Raw genomic sequence first — 17212 nt, 5'->3', positions numbered from 1 at the left:
TATGACCCGTCTGGGGTGTTTTTCGTCGGCTTAAAATAGCCGTTTTAGCCTTACTTTGCCTTTTTGAGATGCTCTTCAATATGACCGACGTTCATAAGCGGCTGTACCCCTGGATTTGAGACCCTTTAGCTAGAAACCGGGTTAGAGTGTTCATCAATGTCTGTTCATAAGGGCCCTCCACTCGATTCGCGTAGTCGCGCCAAGCGGTTCCAGTGAATGAACAGAACCAAAATCCGTGTATCAATCGTTATGTGAAGAATGAAACGTTCGTTATTTGTTTCTCTAGATGGGCCCAAGGGAGCCGGCAAAACCACATTGTTGGAGGCCGTTACTAAAGAACTGAGGGCAGACAACAAAAAGGTGATCCGGCTTTGCGAGAAAAAAAGCGATCCCTATAGGGGTGAAACAATGGCCCTGGTTAACGAGCTCGTCAGATATCCCTCCCGGGATTTGGAGATGAGGGTTTGTGAGCGCTTTGCTGATAGTCGTACTTGGATTTCCCAGCACGTGCTGGCTAAACAGCCATCAGGCAGCATTATCTTGATTGACCGCTGGTACCCATCTGATGCCGCGTTTCGCCGGATAATCCCGTTTGCAGAGATCCTACAGTTGAACATCGATCGAAACGTGCGAGTGCCAGACCTGCATGTCGGGGTTGTCACCGCCCCTGATATTTCATGGGCGAGGGCAGCGGCACGACGGCGTGGGCTGGGCAGTACTGTGATCCATAAGCTGGAAGAACATGTCGCTTGTACCAAGGCGTTCGAGCGAGCGATTGCAGATCACGGTTGGTTTTTATGCCGTAATGAAGGAACGATCGAAGACGCAACGATGCAGGTGATTTCTGAGATATATAGAGTCCTTTGATGCCAATAAGCGAAGTTCGTTGCGCCGGTCTTGATGCGGTTGAGATAGCCGTAGATATAGTTTGTTAACAGGATCGATGATGAAACGGCCTGCATCGACTTCAATAAACGTGTTCTGATCCATCGCTGTGCTGGACACCATCCAACCACAATATACGGAGGAAGCCGAGGAGGGCGCTGGGCTGTCCAGCTCCCTCTCGGTTGATGCCAACGTTATGGCTGACCAGACTTAGCGCTAGTAATCCCTCCAATTTTACCTGCAGCAGCCAACGCCAAATAGTCCTTAGGTGGCAACGTCTCAATGGTGTAGGTCTTGATAGGGATGATCTTGGCTTTCGCATTTTCGTAGATCGCAACTCGGGTATTTGACGCTGCCACCAGAAATCCAGTAGCTACGATTCGAGAGCCGTCCATGATCACATGGCAGTAACCTTTAGGATTGTTGGGGTGATCACAGCCTTTGTCATAAATGGCGAGATCACGTTCCAAAGATTGATGCGCACCGTAAGTGCCGACAATCGCAGGCACAATGATAAGGGGCAAGATTATTAAGGGAACGAGTAAAAGCACTGTAGTGACAGCAGCGGATAATCCAACCAAGGCTGCCGTTAATGCCATGTACTTATTACGATCCAATGGGGTTGCTAGAGATTTGGCTGCTGCAGTTTTTGGAAGTTTTTCTAGGCAAATCCACTCAATGCCAAACAGCAAGATAATGCCAATGATGGAAAGCCAGACCCATGGATTAGAAATCAGGGTCATCCAGTTTCTGAGTGTCTCCAGTACGGCAATATAGGCGTAGACGAAGTATTCACTGACGTCACTTTTGAACAAAGTCTCGGGAACATCAAACCGCTCAAGGTAAATCTGCCTATAAACCAGCCCGGTAAGGTAAAGCGCTGCATAGCAAATCGATGCGAGAATCGGAACCGCCACAAGCGATCCAATGCGGGCGGCAAATGCAACGGCAGGTTTCTCAACAACCGATGGTTTTTCTTCGACAACGTCCATGGGAGTCTCTAGGAGTGTACGTGGATTGCAGAGTTGCGTAATTTCGTCCGAGTGGCAGAAACGGCAGGAAGCATAGGCGCTGATAAATCCACAAGCAACACCACACGACCTGATACGCGCGGGTCGACAGCGGACGGCCTCGGTCGGAGATGAACAAATAGCGGTAAAGCAATTTCATAAGTTTGCCGTCACGCAGAGGGCGCTGTTCGTTCTGGATATAGCGCTCGTAGACCAGATCGTGTAACCGTCCAATAATGCCAAAAGCGCCTGAAGTGGCAGGCCAAGATGTCGTCGATATCCAGATCTCGGCTTTTGGCATAGGTGTAGAAAGCCTGGTTGCAAGCAGGTGCGCTGCGGCGGTGTTGTATGCAGGATGCCTGAGCTTGAGCTGGATGAAGATACATGGAATGAGCATGGGCAACGTCGCCGCTTTACCAGCTTGCACGAGCAGCGACACGAGCTGATGTGGAGAGAAACGACACTGAATCAGCTTCATTAGCGGCCACCTCATTCAATGACGGGTTATGAACACCAGTACATGACCCGTTGAGATAGTGGACGTCATAAGCGGGTTTGTCGGATCAGTACCTTGGCCTGCTTATGAACATCTATGACATGACCCGTTATTTAACATAATATACATTATGCGAACCCACGATTCACTTCGCTGGCCTGCGGACATCGGTCTGGTACACCCACTTCTCGGCACCGTTGGTGGCGTCCAGAGCCAGCAGCGATGCGCCGTACTTGTGGTTCAATTCGGTGCGTTCAACACCATAGATGTCGGTGGACGAACTACCCATTGGCAGGAACGTAGTGTTGGTTGCCGGATCGTAAGACATCGGCGCCCAACTGTTTGGGGTGCTGCGTACGTAGGTGCTGTTCCCTGCCGGAACGGTTTTGCTTACCGGGTTACCCGGATCGAACGCCCAACGCATCTGGCCGCTGATCACGTCAAAACCACGAACCACGCCACCCGGCATGTCGGTCTGAACGTTGTCGGCAACGCGACCGCCGACCACCACGGTGGTGCCGGCCATCAGCGGCGCCGAGGACAATTGATAATAGCTGTCCGGGACATCGCCAAGACCGGCTTTCAGATCAACATGGCCATTGGTGCCGAAACAAGGTTATTCGGCAGCGGAGAAAAATGTCCGCCAGTAATTACTGCTAGCGTAGAGAAGGTCCGGCCGAACGTTTCCGCGTGCCCTTATCGAAGTTGGCCAAATAAAAGGTCTCGAAAGCCTTTACCCCTAGGCTGAGTACTTTGTTGGCAGAGCAGGAGGCCACCAAGGCAGCCCGGAAGAAATTCCGGTATGTGGACGTGGTATCGGTTCAGTCGATGTAAAGCAGATCTCCACAGCACGCGCTGCGACAGGCTGCTGTCGGCCAGGCTGGGTGAAAACTACTGCGGGCTGGGCACCTCGGTGCTACCACGCAATACTGCGTTAAAAACAGGCTCGTACGCGAGTCCGATCAAAATGCTCATTTACAACCGGTAGAGTCGATCGCGACCCCGGCCGTTTCTCGCCTGTTTTTGCCTTGTCTTGCCTTCGCTCGCTACGTTTTCACACAGCCTGGGCCAGAAGCGGCCTGCCAACGTTCTGCATCCCAGCCAGAACTAGACGCTTTAAGGCCAGCTCCTCCCGGATGAGCCCCGCCGTTCCCACACCCACTCTGCTGCAAAAAGTGACGGAAAGTAGCACCGCGATCAAACGGTGCTACGCGTTGGCGCATATTGGCACCTCAGCCAGATGTTTCACCAGTAAAAAGCCTTTAAGTATCTGAAATCTACGGAAAATAGTTATTTCCTTAATTAGGGAAATAATGGCATCTCCCGTGCATGAAACGTTGCCTCACCCATCAAACACCGAGGTAACACGTGAAAGCACTTTCCATAAGCATCCTAGGCGCTGGTATCGGCGGCCTGTGTGCCGCTATCGCCCTCCATCGCGCAGGGCATCAGGTCACGGTGTACGAGCAGGCGAAGGCGTTCATGCGCGTCGGCGCGGACATCAACCTCACTCCTAATGCCGTCAAAGCTCTGGACGGCTTGGGTATAGGCGAAGGCATCCGCCGCTTTGCCGCCCGCCCTACCCACCGCATAAGCCGTATCTGGGACACCGGCGAAGAAACTTCCCGGCTGGAAATGTCCGACGTTGCCGAACGCCAATACGGCGCGCCGCAGTTGACCATCCACCGCGCCGACCTGCTCAGCGTGCTGGCCGATGCCTTCCCGCTGGAACAGGTCCAGTTCGCCAAGCGTGCCGTAGCCGCTAGTCAGGACCTGGACGGTGCGCTGCTGCAATTCAGCGACGGCAGCCAGGCGAAGATGGACGTACTGATCGGTGCCGACGGTATTCATTCGGTGGTGCGCAATACCATGTTCGGCAAAGAGAGTCCGCGCTTTACCGGGGTCGTTGCCTTCCGCGCCGTGGTGCCGGCCAGCCGCGTGGCTCATGTGCCGAATATCCAGGCGTTCACCAAGTGGTGGGGGCCAACGGCCTATAGCCAGATCGTCACCTTCCCGCTCAACCGCGGCGAAGACATCTTTATCTTCGCCACCACCGCCCAGGACAGCTGGCATGAAGAGAGCTGGACCACCCCTGGCAGCGTCAGCGAACTGCGCGACAGTTATGCCGACTTCCATCCCGATGCCCGCGCGCTGCTCGATGCCTGCGATGAAGTATTGAAGACCGCCCTGTATGAGCGCGATCCGCTGCCCTATTGGACCCAGGACCACCTGGTGCTACTGGGCGATGCGTGCCATCCGATGATGCCGTTCATGGCCCAGGGTGCTGGCCAGGCAATCGAGGATGCCGTGGTCTTGGCGCGAGCACTCAATGAAGTGCAGTCTGCGAGACAGATGACCGATGCCTTGCTGAACTACCAGAACGCACGGATGGAGCGCGCCAGTCAGATCCAGATCGGCTCGCGCGGCAACCAATGGCTCAAGGCGGGCGGCAATGCCGATTGGGTGTATGGCTACGACGCTTGGCAAGTCTCTACCCGCCCAGCGGCATAACCCGCGACCTCACGACAGCGGCGCTGTTTCATATATAAAACAATGTTCCAAAAAAGCACTGTTATTTGGCACAAAATGTAACAGTGCCCGAGAAATGTGCAGCGCCGTATCACATTACAAACGTCGTTTCATATATAAAACATGCGTTGACCTTCAGAGCTGATGCAACTAATTGATTATCATCAGTTTTATTAATTAACGATGATTCAAACCCATATGGCATTGTTCATGCACTAACCGTTGTATCACTAGTAAAACAGACCAGAGACCTTTCCCAATGGCTGTCAAAGAGATGTTTGCAATCGCCCCCGACTGGACAGAAGCCCGCCGCTTGGCCAACGAGCCAACCGAGATAGAATTCCGCAAAGTCGGCAAGAGCTTCCCAGCCAAAGGGAAAGCCGATGCGCCATTCGCTATCCGTGACGTGAACTTCACCATCGCCCGCGGCGAAGTGGTGTCGATCATCGGCCCTTCCGGTTGCGGTAAAAGCACCATTCTCAACATGGGCTCGGGCCTCTACCGCCCTAGTGAAGGCGAAGTGTTCGTCGGCGGCGAAGCCGTCAACGGCCCGGTGAAGAAGGTTGCGTTCATGCTGCAGAAGGACCTGCTCATGCCGTGGCGCAGCATTCGTCAGAATGTTGAGCTGGGCCTCGAAATCCAGGGCATGGCCGCCAACGAGCGCCGCACTATCGCTGAAGACCTGCTCGACCGCTGCCACCTGCAGGGCTTCGCGGACCACCATCCGTTTCAGCTGTCAGGTGGCATGCGCCAACGCGCAGCCTTGGCTCGCACCTTGGCCATGGACCCACAGGTGCTGTTCCTCGACGAGCCGTTTTCGGCCCTTGATGCGCAGACCAAGATGATCCTGCAGCAAGACATGGCCCGCATGTTGTTCGAGGAAAAAAAGACCGCCCTGTTCATCACTCACGACCTGGTAGAGGCTATCGCCATGTCCGATCGACTGCTGGTAATGAGCGCGAGGCCCGGCACCATCATCGAAGAAATCGTCGTCGATTTGCCCTACCGCGAAAACCCCTTGGAACGCCGGAAGCTCGCCGAGATCGGTCCGCTTGCCGGTCGCCTGATGGAGCTGCTCAAAGTCGGCGAAGACACCGATCTGCATTGATCACTGCCCCGAACGGCCCTTCAACCCCTTCAGGAGTCACCATGTTCAAATTCGCTGTCATGACTGCATCGACTGCCCTCGGCCTTAGTTTCGCATTGGCCGCCCATGCCGCCACTGACGTCACCTATCTGTTGCCCGCTCCGCCCAGCTCCGCCGCGTTCGCGCCGTGGATCATCGCCAAGGAAAAGGGCTACTACGCTAGCGAGGACTTGAACGTCACGTTCATTGCGGCCAAGGGCGGGGTCGACGTCGCCAAGCAGATCGGCGCGGGCAATGCACTGATCGGCGGGGCTATCGGAGATACACCGATCGTGGTCCGCGCCAACGGTATTCCGGTGCGCGACGTGGCGGTACTGGGTGCCGGCGGGGTGACCATGATCGCCACCAATGCCGACGAGAACATCAACTCGGTGAAGGATCTCAAGGGCAAGACCCTGACAGTGATGTCGTACTCCGACACCACGTACTACGCCCTCCTCGCCTCCCTGCGCAAGGCCGGCCTGGACAAGAACGACGTCAACATCCAGGCCGCAGGACCTGCTGGTGTGTGGCAGCTGTTCGCCGCCAAGAAATCTGCAGCCATGGCCGGCGTTCCAGACTGGGTGACCGACTCGCAGGAAGCGGGCCTCAACGTCAAGCTGATCCCCCAGGATCAAGTGTTCGAGAGCATGGCGCAATCGATCATGGCTTCTGACGACGCCATCAACAATCACCCCGAGATCGTCCGCGGCGTGGTCCAGGCCACTCTGCAGGGCATGCGCGACATCATCGCCGATCCCCATGCCGCCGCCGCGACGTTCGCTAAGGCCGTGCCAAGCTACGCCGGCAAGGAAGCGCAGCTGGAGAAGACCTTCAAGCTCTACGTCGAGCACGTCTACGCGCAGCAGACCGTACTCGGTCGCATCGACCCGCAGCGCCTGGAAAAGGTCCGCCAGTTCTACGTGAGCGAAGGCATCGTCAGCAAGGAACCGAAGCTCGAAGACCTCTACACCAACCAGTTCATCGACACCACCACTGCCGCCAAGTAAGGGCCCGTGTCGTAAGCGCAAAGGTACTACCTTGATGAAAAGCCTCAACAATTCGATGTTCGGCAGCGTTGCTCTGCTGATCCTGTTTCTCGCCCTGTGGCAATGGGGCCCTGGCCTGCTGGCCATGCCTGAATTCGTCATGCCCAAGCTGAGCCGAGTGGCGCAGGAAGGCGTGCTGATGTGGAGCGCCAGCAACCTGCTGGAACATACCCTGATCACCGCCGTGGAGATTGTGGTGGGCTTTGCCCTCGGAGGCCTGCTGGGGGTGGTGATCGGCACCTCTCTGGGCCTTTCGCCCAAGGCCGAAGCCATGCTCTCGCCCTACATCCTGGCGCTGCAGATCGCGCCAAAAGTGGCATTCGCTCCGCTGTTCGTTATGTGGCTGGGCTACACCGTGTATCCGAAGATCCTGATCGCGGTACTGATCGTATTCTTCCCGGTGATGATTAACGTGCTCTCGGCGATCCGTACCGTGGACCCGGACATGATCAACCTGGTGCGCACCATGAACGCGAGCCGCTGGCAGATTTTCCGCCTGGTGGAGTTCCCTTCGGCGATGGCCGCGCTGTTCTCCGGCTTGCGCATCGCCTCGACCCTGGCCGTCATCGGCGTGACCGTCGGCGAGCTAGTCGGCGGCAATCAGGGCCTGGGCTTTCTGCTCGTGGACGCTGAAGGCCAGGGCAACACCGCTGGTGTGTTTGTTGCCATCGTCATGCTCACCCTGATCGGCGTGCTGGCCTATGGCGCGGTGGTCTGGGCCGAGAAACGCGTCCTGCATTACATGCCCAAAGCCATGCTGAGCACCAACTGATGAACCATTCGAACCAACTGTTGCAAGGTCGCCGCGTGCTCATCACCGGTGGCGCTCGCGGCTTGGGCTATGCATTCGCCCAAGCCATCGCCGAAGCCGGCGGGCGCGTGGTCATCGCCGATATCCTGGCCGAGCGCGTACAGCAGGCCGCTGCCGATCTGCGCGCCTTGGGCCTGGACGTTAGCGGTCTGAGCGTCGACCTGGCCGATCCGCTATCTATCCAGAGCTGCGCCGCCCAGGCTAGCGAACGACTGGGCGGCCTCGATGGCCTGGTCAATAACGCGTCGGTGACCAACTCCGGCGGCAAGTCCTGCGAAGCGCTAAGCATTGATACCTGGGATCAGGTCATGCAGGTCAACGTGCGCGGTACTTGGCTGATGACTATCGCTTGCCTGCCGGCACTGCGCCAGAGCGGCCAGGGCGCCATCGTCAACCTGGCCTCCGACACACCGCTGTGGGGCGCCCCCAACCTGATGGCCTATGTCGCCAGCAAGGGCGCGATCATCGCCATGACCCGCAGCCTGGCCCGTGAACTGGGCGTCGACAACATCACTGTCAATGCCATTGCCCCCGGCCTGGTACTGGTAGAAGCCACTGCTTATGTGCCCGAAGCGCGCCACCGCCAGTACACCGAACAACGCGCCATCCAACGTGCGCAGTTGCCCGAGGACGTCAGCGGCGCCGTGGTATTCGCCCTGTCGAACCTGGCCCGCTTCATCACTGGACAAACCCTGCCGGTCAACGGCGGGTTCGTCATGCCCTGAACCCTTGTTGAATTTAATGAAAATGGAGACTGCCATGACTGACCTGTCCACCACCACCGAAGCCCCAAAAAGCTGGGAACGTCCTGAAGGCGCCAGCCTCGAAGCCTGGATGCAGAGCCGCGTCGCACGTTACGAGACCCGCAAATACGACTGGAATGCGCTCAAGTTCCAAGCCGACTTCGACCCCAAATACGGTCGCGCACAGATGCGCTATATCGGCACTGGCGGCACCGGCGTCAGCACCGACATGAACACCATCCCCTCGGAGAACTTCACCTTCAGCACCATGGTCATCCCCGCCGGCCACGAAGGTCCGCCCCACCTGCACACCGACGTCGAAGAAGTGTTCTTCGTGCTGCGCGGCAAACTCAAGGTGGTGATCGAGAAGGACGGCGAGCGCTACGAGACCATCCTCACCGACCGCGACGTGATTTCCGTACCGCCAGGCGTGTACCGCGAGGAGATCAACATCGGTGACGAAGACGCGTTGATGTGCGTGATGCTCGGCGCGAAAAAACCGGTTACTCCGACCTATCCGCCAGAGCACCCTCTGGCGTCGGTCAAGCGCGGATAACCCCATGTTGCCAGCCACCCATACCCGCAGCCCTGTCGCCGATCTCGAGGCGCTGCTTGCCCAGCGCTTCGCACAACGCACCCTGGTGCTCGACGACAGCTCCCAAGCCGTTCGCGAGACCGGCACCGGACCCGCCGTAATGCTATTGCACGGTATCGGCTCAGGCGCCGGGTCGTGGCTGGAAGTCGCCCTGCTACTAGGGCAGTACGCCCGCGTGGTGGCCTGGGAAGCCCCGGGCTATGGCGACTCGACGCCGCTGTCGGTCGAGGCACCGAGTGCCGAGGATTACGCCGAGCGTCTGGTCGCCACCCTGGACGCGCTGGGCATCGACGATTGCCTGCTAGTCGGCCACTCACTGGGCGCCATCACGGCCGCCGCCTTTACGCGCCTGTATCCACAGCGGGTGCGCCGCCTGGTGCTGATCAGCCCGGCGCGGGGCTATGGCGGCCCGGCTCGCGAGATTCAGCGCCAACAGGTGCGAAGCAAACGCATCAGTACGCTCGAACAACTGGGCATTGCGCAGATGGCCGCCCAGCGCAGCGCAGCCATGCTCTCGCCGCGGCCTAGCGTCAAGGCGCTGGAATGGGTGCGCTGGAACATGTCGCGGCTCAACGCCGATGGTTATCGTCAGGCCATCGAACTACTGTGTGGCGCTGACCTGCTACGCCACACCCCGCTGGCGGTGCCTTGTGAAGTGCACTGCGGCGAAGCGGACGGGATCACCGCCCCCGAGGCCTGCCTGACGCTGGCCAAGGCGCTGGGTGCGCCCTTCACCCTGATCCCCGATGCCGGGCATGCCAGCCCTATCGAACAACCTCATCTGGTGGCAGGCCGACTGGCCTTCGCCCTCAAGGAATCACTGCCAGGAAGTGCTCAATGAATGACTCCGATCTGAAGGATTCGCAGGATAAATACATCGTTCCCGGGTTAGAGCGCGGTTTGTTGCTGCTGTGCGAATTCACTCGCCAGAACCGTACCCTCACCGCCCCCGAACTGGCTCGCCGCCTGGAACTGCCGCGCTCGACCATCTTTCGCCTGCTCACCACTCTGGAAACCATGGGCTTCGTCACCCGTAAGGGCAATGAATACCGCCTGGGCATGTCAGTGTTGCGCCTGGGGTTTGAATACCTGGCCTCCCTGGAGCTGACCGAGCTGGGCCAACCGTTACTGGCGCGGCTGTGTGACAAGCTCAACTTCCCGAGCAACCTGGTGGTGCGCGACGGACGCTCGATCGTCTACGTGGCCAAAGTATCGCCGCCATCGGTGTTTTCCAGCGCCGTCAACGTTGGCACGCGCCTGCCAGCCCATGCCACGGTGCTGGGGCGCATCCTGCTCGAAGACCTGTCCTTGGCGGAACTGCGCGAGCTGTACCCAGAAGAACACCTGGAACAGCATTCGCACTGCACGCCCAAGACCGTGCTGGAGCTGTTCGATCTGGTGCAGCACGACCGCGAGCGCGGCTTCGTCAGCGGCGAAGGCTTCTTTGAGTCAGCGATCTCTACCGTCGCCGCCCCGGTGCGCGATCACTCCGGGCGCATTGCCGCAGCGCTGGGCGTGACCATCCCGACCGCGCAGATCGGCCACGTCAACTTTGAAGAACTGCTCGATAAGGTGCGTCGCAGCGCCGACGAGCTTTCACGTTTGCTCAATTACACCCCCAGCCATGGCAGCCGCGTCACCGCGCTGATGAGAGACTGAAATGAGCCTTTATCCACTCCAGGGCAGCACCGCCATCGTCACCGGCGGCTCGTCAGGCATCGGCCTGGCGTGCGTCGAACTGCTGCTCGAAGCCGGCGCCGCCGTGGCGTTCTGTGGCCGTAACGAACAACGCTTACGCAATGCTGACCGCCAGCTACGTGAGCGTTTCCCCAAGGCTCGCCTGCTGGCCCAGCCTTGCGACGTGCTCGACGCCGCCTCGGTCAAGTCCTTCGCCGCCGCCAGCCTCGAGGCCTTCGGCCCGGCCCAGGTGCTGATCAACAATGCCGGCCAAGGGCGCGTATCGACCTTTGCCGACACTACCGACGAGGCCTGGAGCGAAGAGCTCAATCTCAAGTTCTTCTCGGTGATCTACCCCGTGCGAGCGTTTCTGCCCCAGCTCGAGCGCTGCGCGAATGCCGCGATCGTGTGTGTCAATTCGCTACTGGCCAGCCAGCCGGAACCCCATATGGTCGCCACCTCTGCGGCGCGTGCGGGCCTGAAGAACCTGGTGCGCTCCATGGCGTTCGAGTTCGCGCCCAAACAGGTGCGCGTCAACGGGATCCTCATTGGCCTGGTGGAGTCCGGGCAATGGCGGCGGCGCTTCGAAGCGCGCGCAGAACGAGAACTCGACTGGGCGCAATGGACCGCGCGGCTGGCCGTGAACAAACAGATTCCCTTAGCCCGCCTGGGCCTGCCGATCGAAGCGGCGCAGGCAATTCTTTTTCTGGCATCACCCCTGTCGGCTTACACCACAGGCAGCCATATCGACGTTTCCGGAGGCCTGTCCCGCCATGCGTAATGACAACCAAGTGACCGTAGGCGCTGCTATCACCGCCTTTCTAGAACAATGTGACGTCAAGGCCGCGTTCGGCGTGATCTCGATCCACAACATGCCGATCCTCGACGCCTTCGCGGTGCGCGGCAATATCCGCTTCGTGATGGCTCGCGGTGAGGCTGGCGCCACCAATATGGCCGATGCTTATGCCCGCACCAGCGGTGGCCTGGGCGTGTGCCTGACGTCTACCGGCACCGCCGCCGGCAACGCTGCGGGAGCCATGGTCGAGGCGCTTACCGCAGGCACGCCCCTGTTGCACATTACCGGCCAGATCGAAACGGCGTATCTGGATCAAGAGTTTGCCTACATCCACGAAGCCCGCGACCAGTTGACCATGCTCAAGGCCGTGTCCAAGGCGGCCTTCCGTGTGCGCAGCGTCGAGACCGCGCTGAGCACCTTGAAGCTCGCCGTGCAGACGGCCATGACCGCGCCCACAGGGCCGGTCAGCGTTGAGATCCCGATCGATATCCAGTCTACCTTCATTACCATGCCCACCGACCTCGCCCCCCTACCGGTGCCAGTAGCCGCCCCTGCGCGCGAAGCCCTGGAGCAGATGGCCGAACGGATGCTCCTGGCCAAGCGGCCACTGCTGTGGCTCGGTGGTGGCGCTCGCCACGCCGGCAAGGCGGTCAAGCGCCTGATGGACATGGGTGTAGGCGTAATCACATCGACCCAAGGCCGCGGTGTGGTCAATGAAGACGACGCGCGTTGCCTGGGCGCGTTCTCCCAGAACCGCCTGGTGGAAACCTTCATGCAGAGCTGCGACGCCTTGCTGATTGCCGGCTCGCGCCTGCGCAGCAACGAGACGTTCAAGTACGCGCTCAAGCTCCCTGACAACACCCTGCGTATCGACGCCAACCCGGCGATCGAAGGACGCAGCTACTCCAGTGATCTGTTCGTCTGCGGCGATGCCGCGCTAACCCTCGATGCGCTGGCCGACCGCCTCGAAGGTCGTCTGCAGACCGATCCGCAGTTCTTCACCGATCTCAACGAGGTACGCAGCAAGTCCCGCGCCGCCCTGGTCGCCGATCTGGGTCCTTACGCGTCCATGGTCGAGCAACTGCAAGCCGCGACCGGGCGCAACTTCAGCTGGGTGCGCGACGTTACGCTGTCCAACAGCATCTGGGGCAACCGCCTGCTCAACCTTTATCACCCACAAGCCGGGGTGCATGCGTTGGGCGGCGGCATCGGCCAAGGCTTGGCCATGGGCATCGGTGCAGGCATCGCAGCCGCCGAGTACGACCCGCAACGCAAGGTCTTCGCCCTGGCGGGTGACGGCGGTTTCATCCTCAACCTGGGTGAGCTGGCGACCCTGGTACAGGAGAAGGCCAACGTCGTGATCCTGTTGATGAACGATCAACGTTACGGCGTGATCCGCAACATCCAGGACGCTATCTACGGCGCCCGCCATGCCTACGTCGAGCTGCACACCCCGGACTACACCCAGTTGGCCGAATCCATGGGCATCCGCCATGGCCTGGTCAGCGACCTCAAGGATTTCAGCGCTGAGCTGGAAAACGCATCCAGTCAGCCGGGCCCCTTCTTGCTGGAAGTGGACATGTTGGCTGTCGGCGACTTCGCCACTCAGTTCGCCGGCCCGCCCAATAGCGAAACCAAAGCCCAGAAGGCCACCGCCTGAGGATCGCACCATGCTGCATATCACCATGATCGGCTGTGGCGCCATTGGCGTCGGGGTGCTGGAACTGCTCGAGCAAGACCCACAGCTGTGCGTCGACTACGTGATCGCCTCAGCCGGCTCCGAAGACTTGGTACGCCAACGTCTGGCCAGTTTCAAACACCCCCCCAAAGTGCTGACCGCGCTGCCGGCGGATACGCGTCCTGACCTGCTGGTCGAGTGCGCCGGCCACCGAGCGATTGAAGAACACGTGCTGCCCGCCTTGGAGCGTGGCATCGCCTGCCTGATCGTGTCGGTGGGTGCCCTGTCTGAGGTCGGTTTGGTGGAGCGCCTGGAGGCCGCCGCGCAACGGGGCAACACACGCATCGAACTTCTGCCCGGTGCCATCGGCGGTATCGATGCCCTGTCGGCCGCCAAAGTCGGCGGGCTGGACAGGGTCAGCTACACCGGCCGCAAACCGGCCAAGGCGTGGAAGAACACCCCAGGCGAGCTGGCCTGCGACCTGGACGCGATCACCGAAGCCACGGTAATTTTCCAGGGTTCGGCCCGTGAAGCTGCGCGGTTGTACCCCAAAAATGCCAACGTCGCCGCCACGTTGTCACTGGCCGGGTTGGGCCTGGACCGTACCCAGGTGACGCTGATCGCCGATCCGCAGAGTGACGAGAACGTTCACCAGTTCGAGGCCCGCGGTGCGTTCGGGCGCTTCGAGTTGAGCCTGCGCGGCAAACCCCTGCTGGCCAACCCGAAGACCTCGGCGCTGACCGTGTACAGCGTAGTGCGCGCCCTCGGCAACCATGCCCATGCGATTTCCATTTAAGCGAGGCAATCAATGACCACCGAACAAACCTTACCCCTGTGCATCGCCGGCCAATGGCGCCTGGGCCGTGGCGAGCGCTATGCCAGTTACTACCCCGCCACCGGCGAACCCGTCGCCTGGCTCAACGCCGCCAGCCTGGAGGACGTCGAAGACGCTGTACAAGGTGCCCATCAGGCGTTTTTGCATAGTGGCTGGGCGCAACGCAAACCCCACGAGCGAGCTGCAGTGCTGTATCGCATCGCACAGTTGATCCGCGAGCAAGGCGAAGAACTTGCGCAACTGCAGCGCCAGGACAACGGCAAGCCGATCGGCGAAACCCGCAATCTGGTCGCCAGCGCCGCTGGAACGTTCCAGTTCTTTGCCGCAGCCTGCGAAACCCTGGAAGAGACCATCACCCCGTCGCGGGGCGATTACGTCACCATGAGCGTCTACGAACCCATGGGCGTGGTGGCGGCCATCACGCCGTGGAATTCACCAATCGCCAGCGAGGCCCAGAAAGTTGCGCCCGCACTGGCAGCCGGTAACGCGGTGGTGATCAAGCCTGCGGAAATCACCCCGCTGCTGGCCCTGCAACTGGCGCGCATCTGCGAAGAAGCGGGCCTGCCCAAGGGCCTGATCAGCGTGCTGCCGGGCAAGGGTTCGATCTTGGGTGACGCGCTGACCCAACACCCATTGATCAAGCGCGTGTCATTCACCGGCGGCACGCGCACCGGCAAGCACATCGCCCATATCGCCGCCGACAAGATGATGCCCGTGTCCCTGGAGCTGGGCGGCAAATCACCGACCATCGTGCTAGACGATGCCGATCTAGATCACGCGGTATCCGGCGTGCTCTACGGTATTTTCAGCTCTTCGGGCGAGGCCTGCATCGCCGGTTCGCGGCTGTTCGTTGCGCGCGCTTTGTATGAGCCTTTCATGCAGCGCCTGTGCGCGGCGGCAGCCACCATTAAGGTCGGCAACCCGGCCGACGAGAGCACGCAAATGGGCCCGCTGATCAGTGCCGCGCACCGCGAATCGGTGGAGCGCTATGTCGCGCTCGGCCTCAGCGAAGGCGGCCGGCTGCGCCTGGGCGGCGAGCGCCTGCGCGGTGGAGATTACGACCGGGGCTTCTTTTTCCCGCCGACCATTCTTGAAGGCCTGAGCAACGACCAGCGCGTCTGCCAGGAAGAGATTTTTGGGCCAGTGCTGGTGGCCCTGCCATTCGACGATGAAGCCGACCTGATCGATCAAGCCAACGACAGCCTGTATGCCCTCGCCGCCGGCATCTGGAGCCGCGACTACAAACGCGCCTGGGCTCTGGGCCGCAAGATCCAGGCCGGAACGGTGTGGATCAACACGTACAAGCAGTTCTCCATTTCCACCCCCTTTGGTGGCTGGCGAGACAGCGGCTTGGGCCGTGAAAAAGGCCGCCTGGGCATCCTGCAGTACATGGAACAGAAAAGCCTCTACTGGGGCATGAACCAACAGCCGCTGGCTTGGGCCAGTGAGCAACGGGAGGTAACGCTATGAGCGTATTGGGTATTGATGAAGTCACCTACGGCGTCGAAGACCTCGACACCTGCGTGCGGTTTTTTGCCGACTGGGGCCTGAAGCAAGTCAGCTGCGCCCCTGACGAAGTGATCTTCGAAACCCTCAACGGTTGCCGAGTGGTGCTTGCCGCCAAGGACAAACCCGGCCTGCCACCGGCTATCGAAATCGGCTCGACCATTCGCGAAGTCGTCTGGGGTGTCGAAAACCAGGCTGATCTGGCCCTCTACAGCCAGCGCATCGCCAACGACCCTGGTTTCGTGGAAGGCAACGGTCGCATCGGCTGCACTGACCCCAACGGCCTGGCGATCCGCCTGCAAGTGACCCGCAAGCGCACCCTCGACATCGAGTGCAGTGGCCACAACACCTGGCAGGTCAAGGGCCGCATCAACAAGCCGGCACCGGTGTACGAGCGCGCCACGCCCATCGAAGTCGGCCATGTGGTGTTCTTCGTCACCGACGTCAATGCCTGCGAGGCCTTCTATCACCAGCGCTTCGGCTTTCAGGCCTCGGATCGCTACCCCAATCGCGGCGCCTTTTTGCGCACCGCCGAGGAAGGCGGCCACCACGACCTGTTCATGCTGCAGCTGCCCGCACCCCGGGCCGGCCTCAATCATGTGGCCTTCACCGTGCGCGACGTGCATGAAGTGTTCGGCGGCGGCATGCACGTTTCCCGTAGCGGCTGGACCACGGAAATTGGTCCGGGCCGACATCCGGTGTCGTCGGCCTTCTTCTGGTACTTCAAGAACCCCGCAGGGGCACTGGTAGAGTACTACGCCGACGAAGACCAACTGACCGGTGAATGGCAGCCCCGGGAATTCGAACCGGGCCCAACGGTATTCGCTGAATGGGCCATCGCCGGTGGTATCGATGGCAATACCCGTCGCCAACAGAACATCGAAGCGCCTCAGGGCAAGTTCCTCACGGACAAACCCAAGCCATGACCGACACGATGCTGCTGACCGTGCTGCTCAAGCACGACCAAGCCAAGAACCTCGACGATATCCAGGCCCACATGAAAAAGGTCGATTGGTGGGAGCGCTTTCCCGTTGAAGGCGTGCAAGTGGTGAACTGGACCGTAGCCATGGGCCTGGGCCAGATCGTCACCCTGCGCTTGCCGCCGGCACTGCTACCCAAGCTCAACGTCGAACTGGAGCGCTCCGCCTGGGGCGTGTTCCGCACCGAATGCTACCCCACCTATGACTTTGTCCCGGTCCGCGAAATGATCCGCGAACGGGTCCGCAACGGAGGCCAATGAAATGAGCGAGCCCTACAACGAAACCCACCAGACGCGCTTGCGCCCGAACACACCGTTCGAAGACTTGCTCGGCGATTCCATCGAGCGCGCCTTCGGGGCCGGTAAATACGACCTGCCCAGCCTGCTCGATCACCTGAACCTGGCGGGTCCGCCCTGCCCGCTCAACAGCGGCGAATGGACGGCGGACACCTACAGCACCCTGATGGCCAAGCTCGGCGCCTGAGCCTCGGAGGATA

At 60.1% G+C, this 17212-nt stretch carries 18 protein-coding genes and 1 pseudogene; 16 read left to right on the top strand and 3 right to left on the bottom strand.

The window, feature by feature from the left end; translation table 11 throughout:
• Nucleotides 1-258: 258 nt before the first annotated feature.
• Complete coding sequence (locus JWR17_RS12050; protein ID WP_299831662.1) at nt 259-867, top strand: dTMP kinase; 609 nt, start codon at nt 259-261, stop codon at nt 865-867.
• A gap of 212 nt (nt 868-1079) precedes the next feature.
• Here the strand turns inward: JWR17_RS12050 and JWR17_RS12045 are convergent, their stop codons facing one another.
• From JWR17_RS12045 to JWR17_RS12035, 3 genes and pseudogenes are all read right to left on the bottom strand, one after another.
• Nucleotides 1080-1877 (bottom strand): hypothetical protein, encoded by a 798-nt coding sequence (locus JWR17_RS12045; RefSeq protein WP_299831660.1) that lies wholly within the window; start codon nt 1875-1877, stop codon nt 1080-1082.
• Nucleotides 1843-2373 carry a hypothetical protein gene (locus JWR17_RS12040; RefSeq protein ID WP_299831659.1) on the bottom strand — a complete coding sequence of 177 codons (531 nt, stop codon included), beginning with the start codon at nt 2371-2373 and terminating at the stop codon, nt 1843-1845. Before JWR17_RS12040 ends, JWR17_RS12045 begins: the two co-directional genes overlap by 35 nt.
• Nucleotides 2374-2560: 187 nt before the next feature.
• Nucleotides 2561-3001: pseudogene (locus tag JWR17_RS12035) on the bottom strand (membrane-bound PQQ-dependent dehydrogenase, glucose/quinate/shikimate family); the annotation flags it as partial.
• A gap of 758 nt (nt 3002-3759) precedes the next feature.
• Between JWR17_RS12035 and JWR17_RS12030 the strand changes: the two are divergent.
• The 15 genes from JWR17_RS12030 to JWR17_RS11960 all read left to right on the top strand — a co-directional run bounded on the left by JWR17_RS12030 (nt 3760) and on the right by JWR17_RS11960 (nt 17199).
• Complete coding sequence (locus JWR17_RS12030; protein WP_299831657.1) at nt 3760-4902, top strand: FAD-dependent monooxygenase; 1143 nt, start codon at nt 3760-3762, stop codon at nt 4900-4902.
• A 292-nt stretch (nt 4903-5194) separates the two neighbouring features.
• Nucleotides 5195-6028, top strand: a complete 834-nt coding sequence (locus JWR17_RS12025) for an ABC transporter ATP-binding protein (protein WP_299831668.1) — start codon at nt 5195-5197, stop codon at nt 6026-6028.
• Nucleotides 6029-6087: 59 nt separating this feature from the next.
• Nucleotides 6088-7056 carry an ABC transporter substrate-binding protein gene (locus JWR17_RS12020; protein ID WP_299831666.1) on the top strand — a complete coding sequence of 323 codons (969 nt, stop codon included), beginning with the start codon at nt 6088-6090 and terminating at the stop codon, nt 7054-7056.
• Nucleotides 7057-7090: 34 nt separating this feature from the next.
• Nucleotides 7091-7867, top strand: a complete 777-nt coding sequence (locus JWR17_RS12015; protein ID WP_299831655.1) for an ABC transporter permease — start codon at nt 7091-7093, stop codon at nt 7865-7867.
• On the top strand, nt 7867-8631 hold the full coding sequence (locus JWR17_RS12010) for an SDR family oxidoreductase (RefSeq protein ID WP_299831653.1): 765 nt from the start codon (nt 7867-7869) through the stop codon (nt 8629-8631). The genes JWR17_RS12015 and JWR17_RS12010 overlap by 1 nt, the downstream gene beginning before the upstream one ends.
• Nucleotides 8632-8665: 34 nt before the next feature.
• The gene (locus tag JWR17_RS12005; RefSeq protein ID WP_299831651.1) at nt 8666-9205 is read left to right on the top strand and encodes a cupin domain-containing protein; all 540 of its coding nucleotides are present in this window, start codon (nt 8666-8668) and stop codon (nt 9203-9205) included.
• 4 nt (nt 9206-9209) lie between these two features.
• On the top strand, nt 9210-10085 hold the full coding sequence (locus JWR17_RS12000; protein ID WP_299831649.1) for an alpha/beta hydrolase: 876 nt from the start codon (nt 9210-9212) through the stop codon (nt 10083-10085).
• Nucleotides 10082-10903 (top strand): IclR family transcriptional regulator, encoded by an 822-nt coding sequence (locus JWR17_RS11995; RefSeq protein ID WP_299831648.1) that lies wholly within the window; start codon nt 10082-10084, stop codon nt 10901-10903. Before JWR17_RS12000 ends, JWR17_RS11995 begins: the two co-directional genes overlap by 4 nt.
• A gap of 1 nt (nt 10904) precedes the next feature.
• A complete protein-coding gene (locus JWR17_RS11990; RefSeq protein WP_299831646.1) occupies nt 10905-11702 on the top strand; it encodes an SDR family oxidoreductase in 798 nt (265 codons plus the stop codon).
• Nucleotides 11695-13377, top strand: coding sequence for a thiamine pyrophosphate-binding protein (locus JWR17_RS11985; protein WP_299831645.1), 1683 nt, complete (start codon nt 11695-11697; stop codon nt 13375-13377). The genes JWR17_RS11990 and JWR17_RS11985 overlap by 8 nt, the downstream gene beginning before the upstream one ends.
• 10 nt (nt 13378-13387) lie before the next feature.
• Complete coding sequence (locus JWR17_RS11980) at nt 13388-14191, top strand: aspartate dehydrogenase (RefSeq protein WP_299831644.1); 804 nt, start codon at nt 13388-13390, stop codon at nt 14189-14191.
• A gap of 12 nt (nt 14192-14203) precedes the next feature.
• Complete coding sequence (locus JWR17_RS11975; RefSeq protein ID WP_299831643.1) at nt 14204-15700, top strand: aldehyde dehydrogenase; 1497 nt, start codon at nt 14204-14206, stop codon at nt 15698-15700.
• A complete protein-coding gene (locus tag JWR17_RS11970; RefSeq protein WP_299831641.1) occupies nt 15697-16662 on the top strand; it encodes a VOC family protein in 966 nt (321 codons plus the stop codon). Before JWR17_RS11975 ends, JWR17_RS11970 begins: the two co-directional genes overlap by 4 nt.
• Nucleotides 16659-16976 carry a hypothetical protein gene (locus JWR17_RS11965; RefSeq protein ID WP_299831639.1) on the top strand — a complete coding sequence of 106 codons (318 nt, stop codon included), beginning with the start codon at nt 16659-16661 and terminating at the stop codon, nt 16974-16976. The genes JWR17_RS11970 and JWR17_RS11965 overlap by 4 nt, the downstream gene beginning before the upstream one ends.
• Nucleotide 16977: 1 nt before the next feature.
• Nucleotides 16978-17199 (top strand): recombinase-like helix-turn-helix domain-containing protein, encoded by a 222-nt coding sequence (locus JWR17_RS11960; protein ID WP_299831636.1) that lies wholly within the window; start codon nt 16978-16980, stop codon nt 17197-17199.
• Nucleotides 17200-17212: the final 13 nt, after the last annotated feature.

The organism is Pseudomonas sp. (assembly GCF_028293835.1).
Taxonomy (GTDB): Bacteria; Pseudomonadota; Gammaproteobacteria; order Pseudomonadales; family Pseudomonadaceae; genus Aquipseudomonas.
This window is presented reverse-complemented; position numbering and strand designations above follow the sequence as displayed.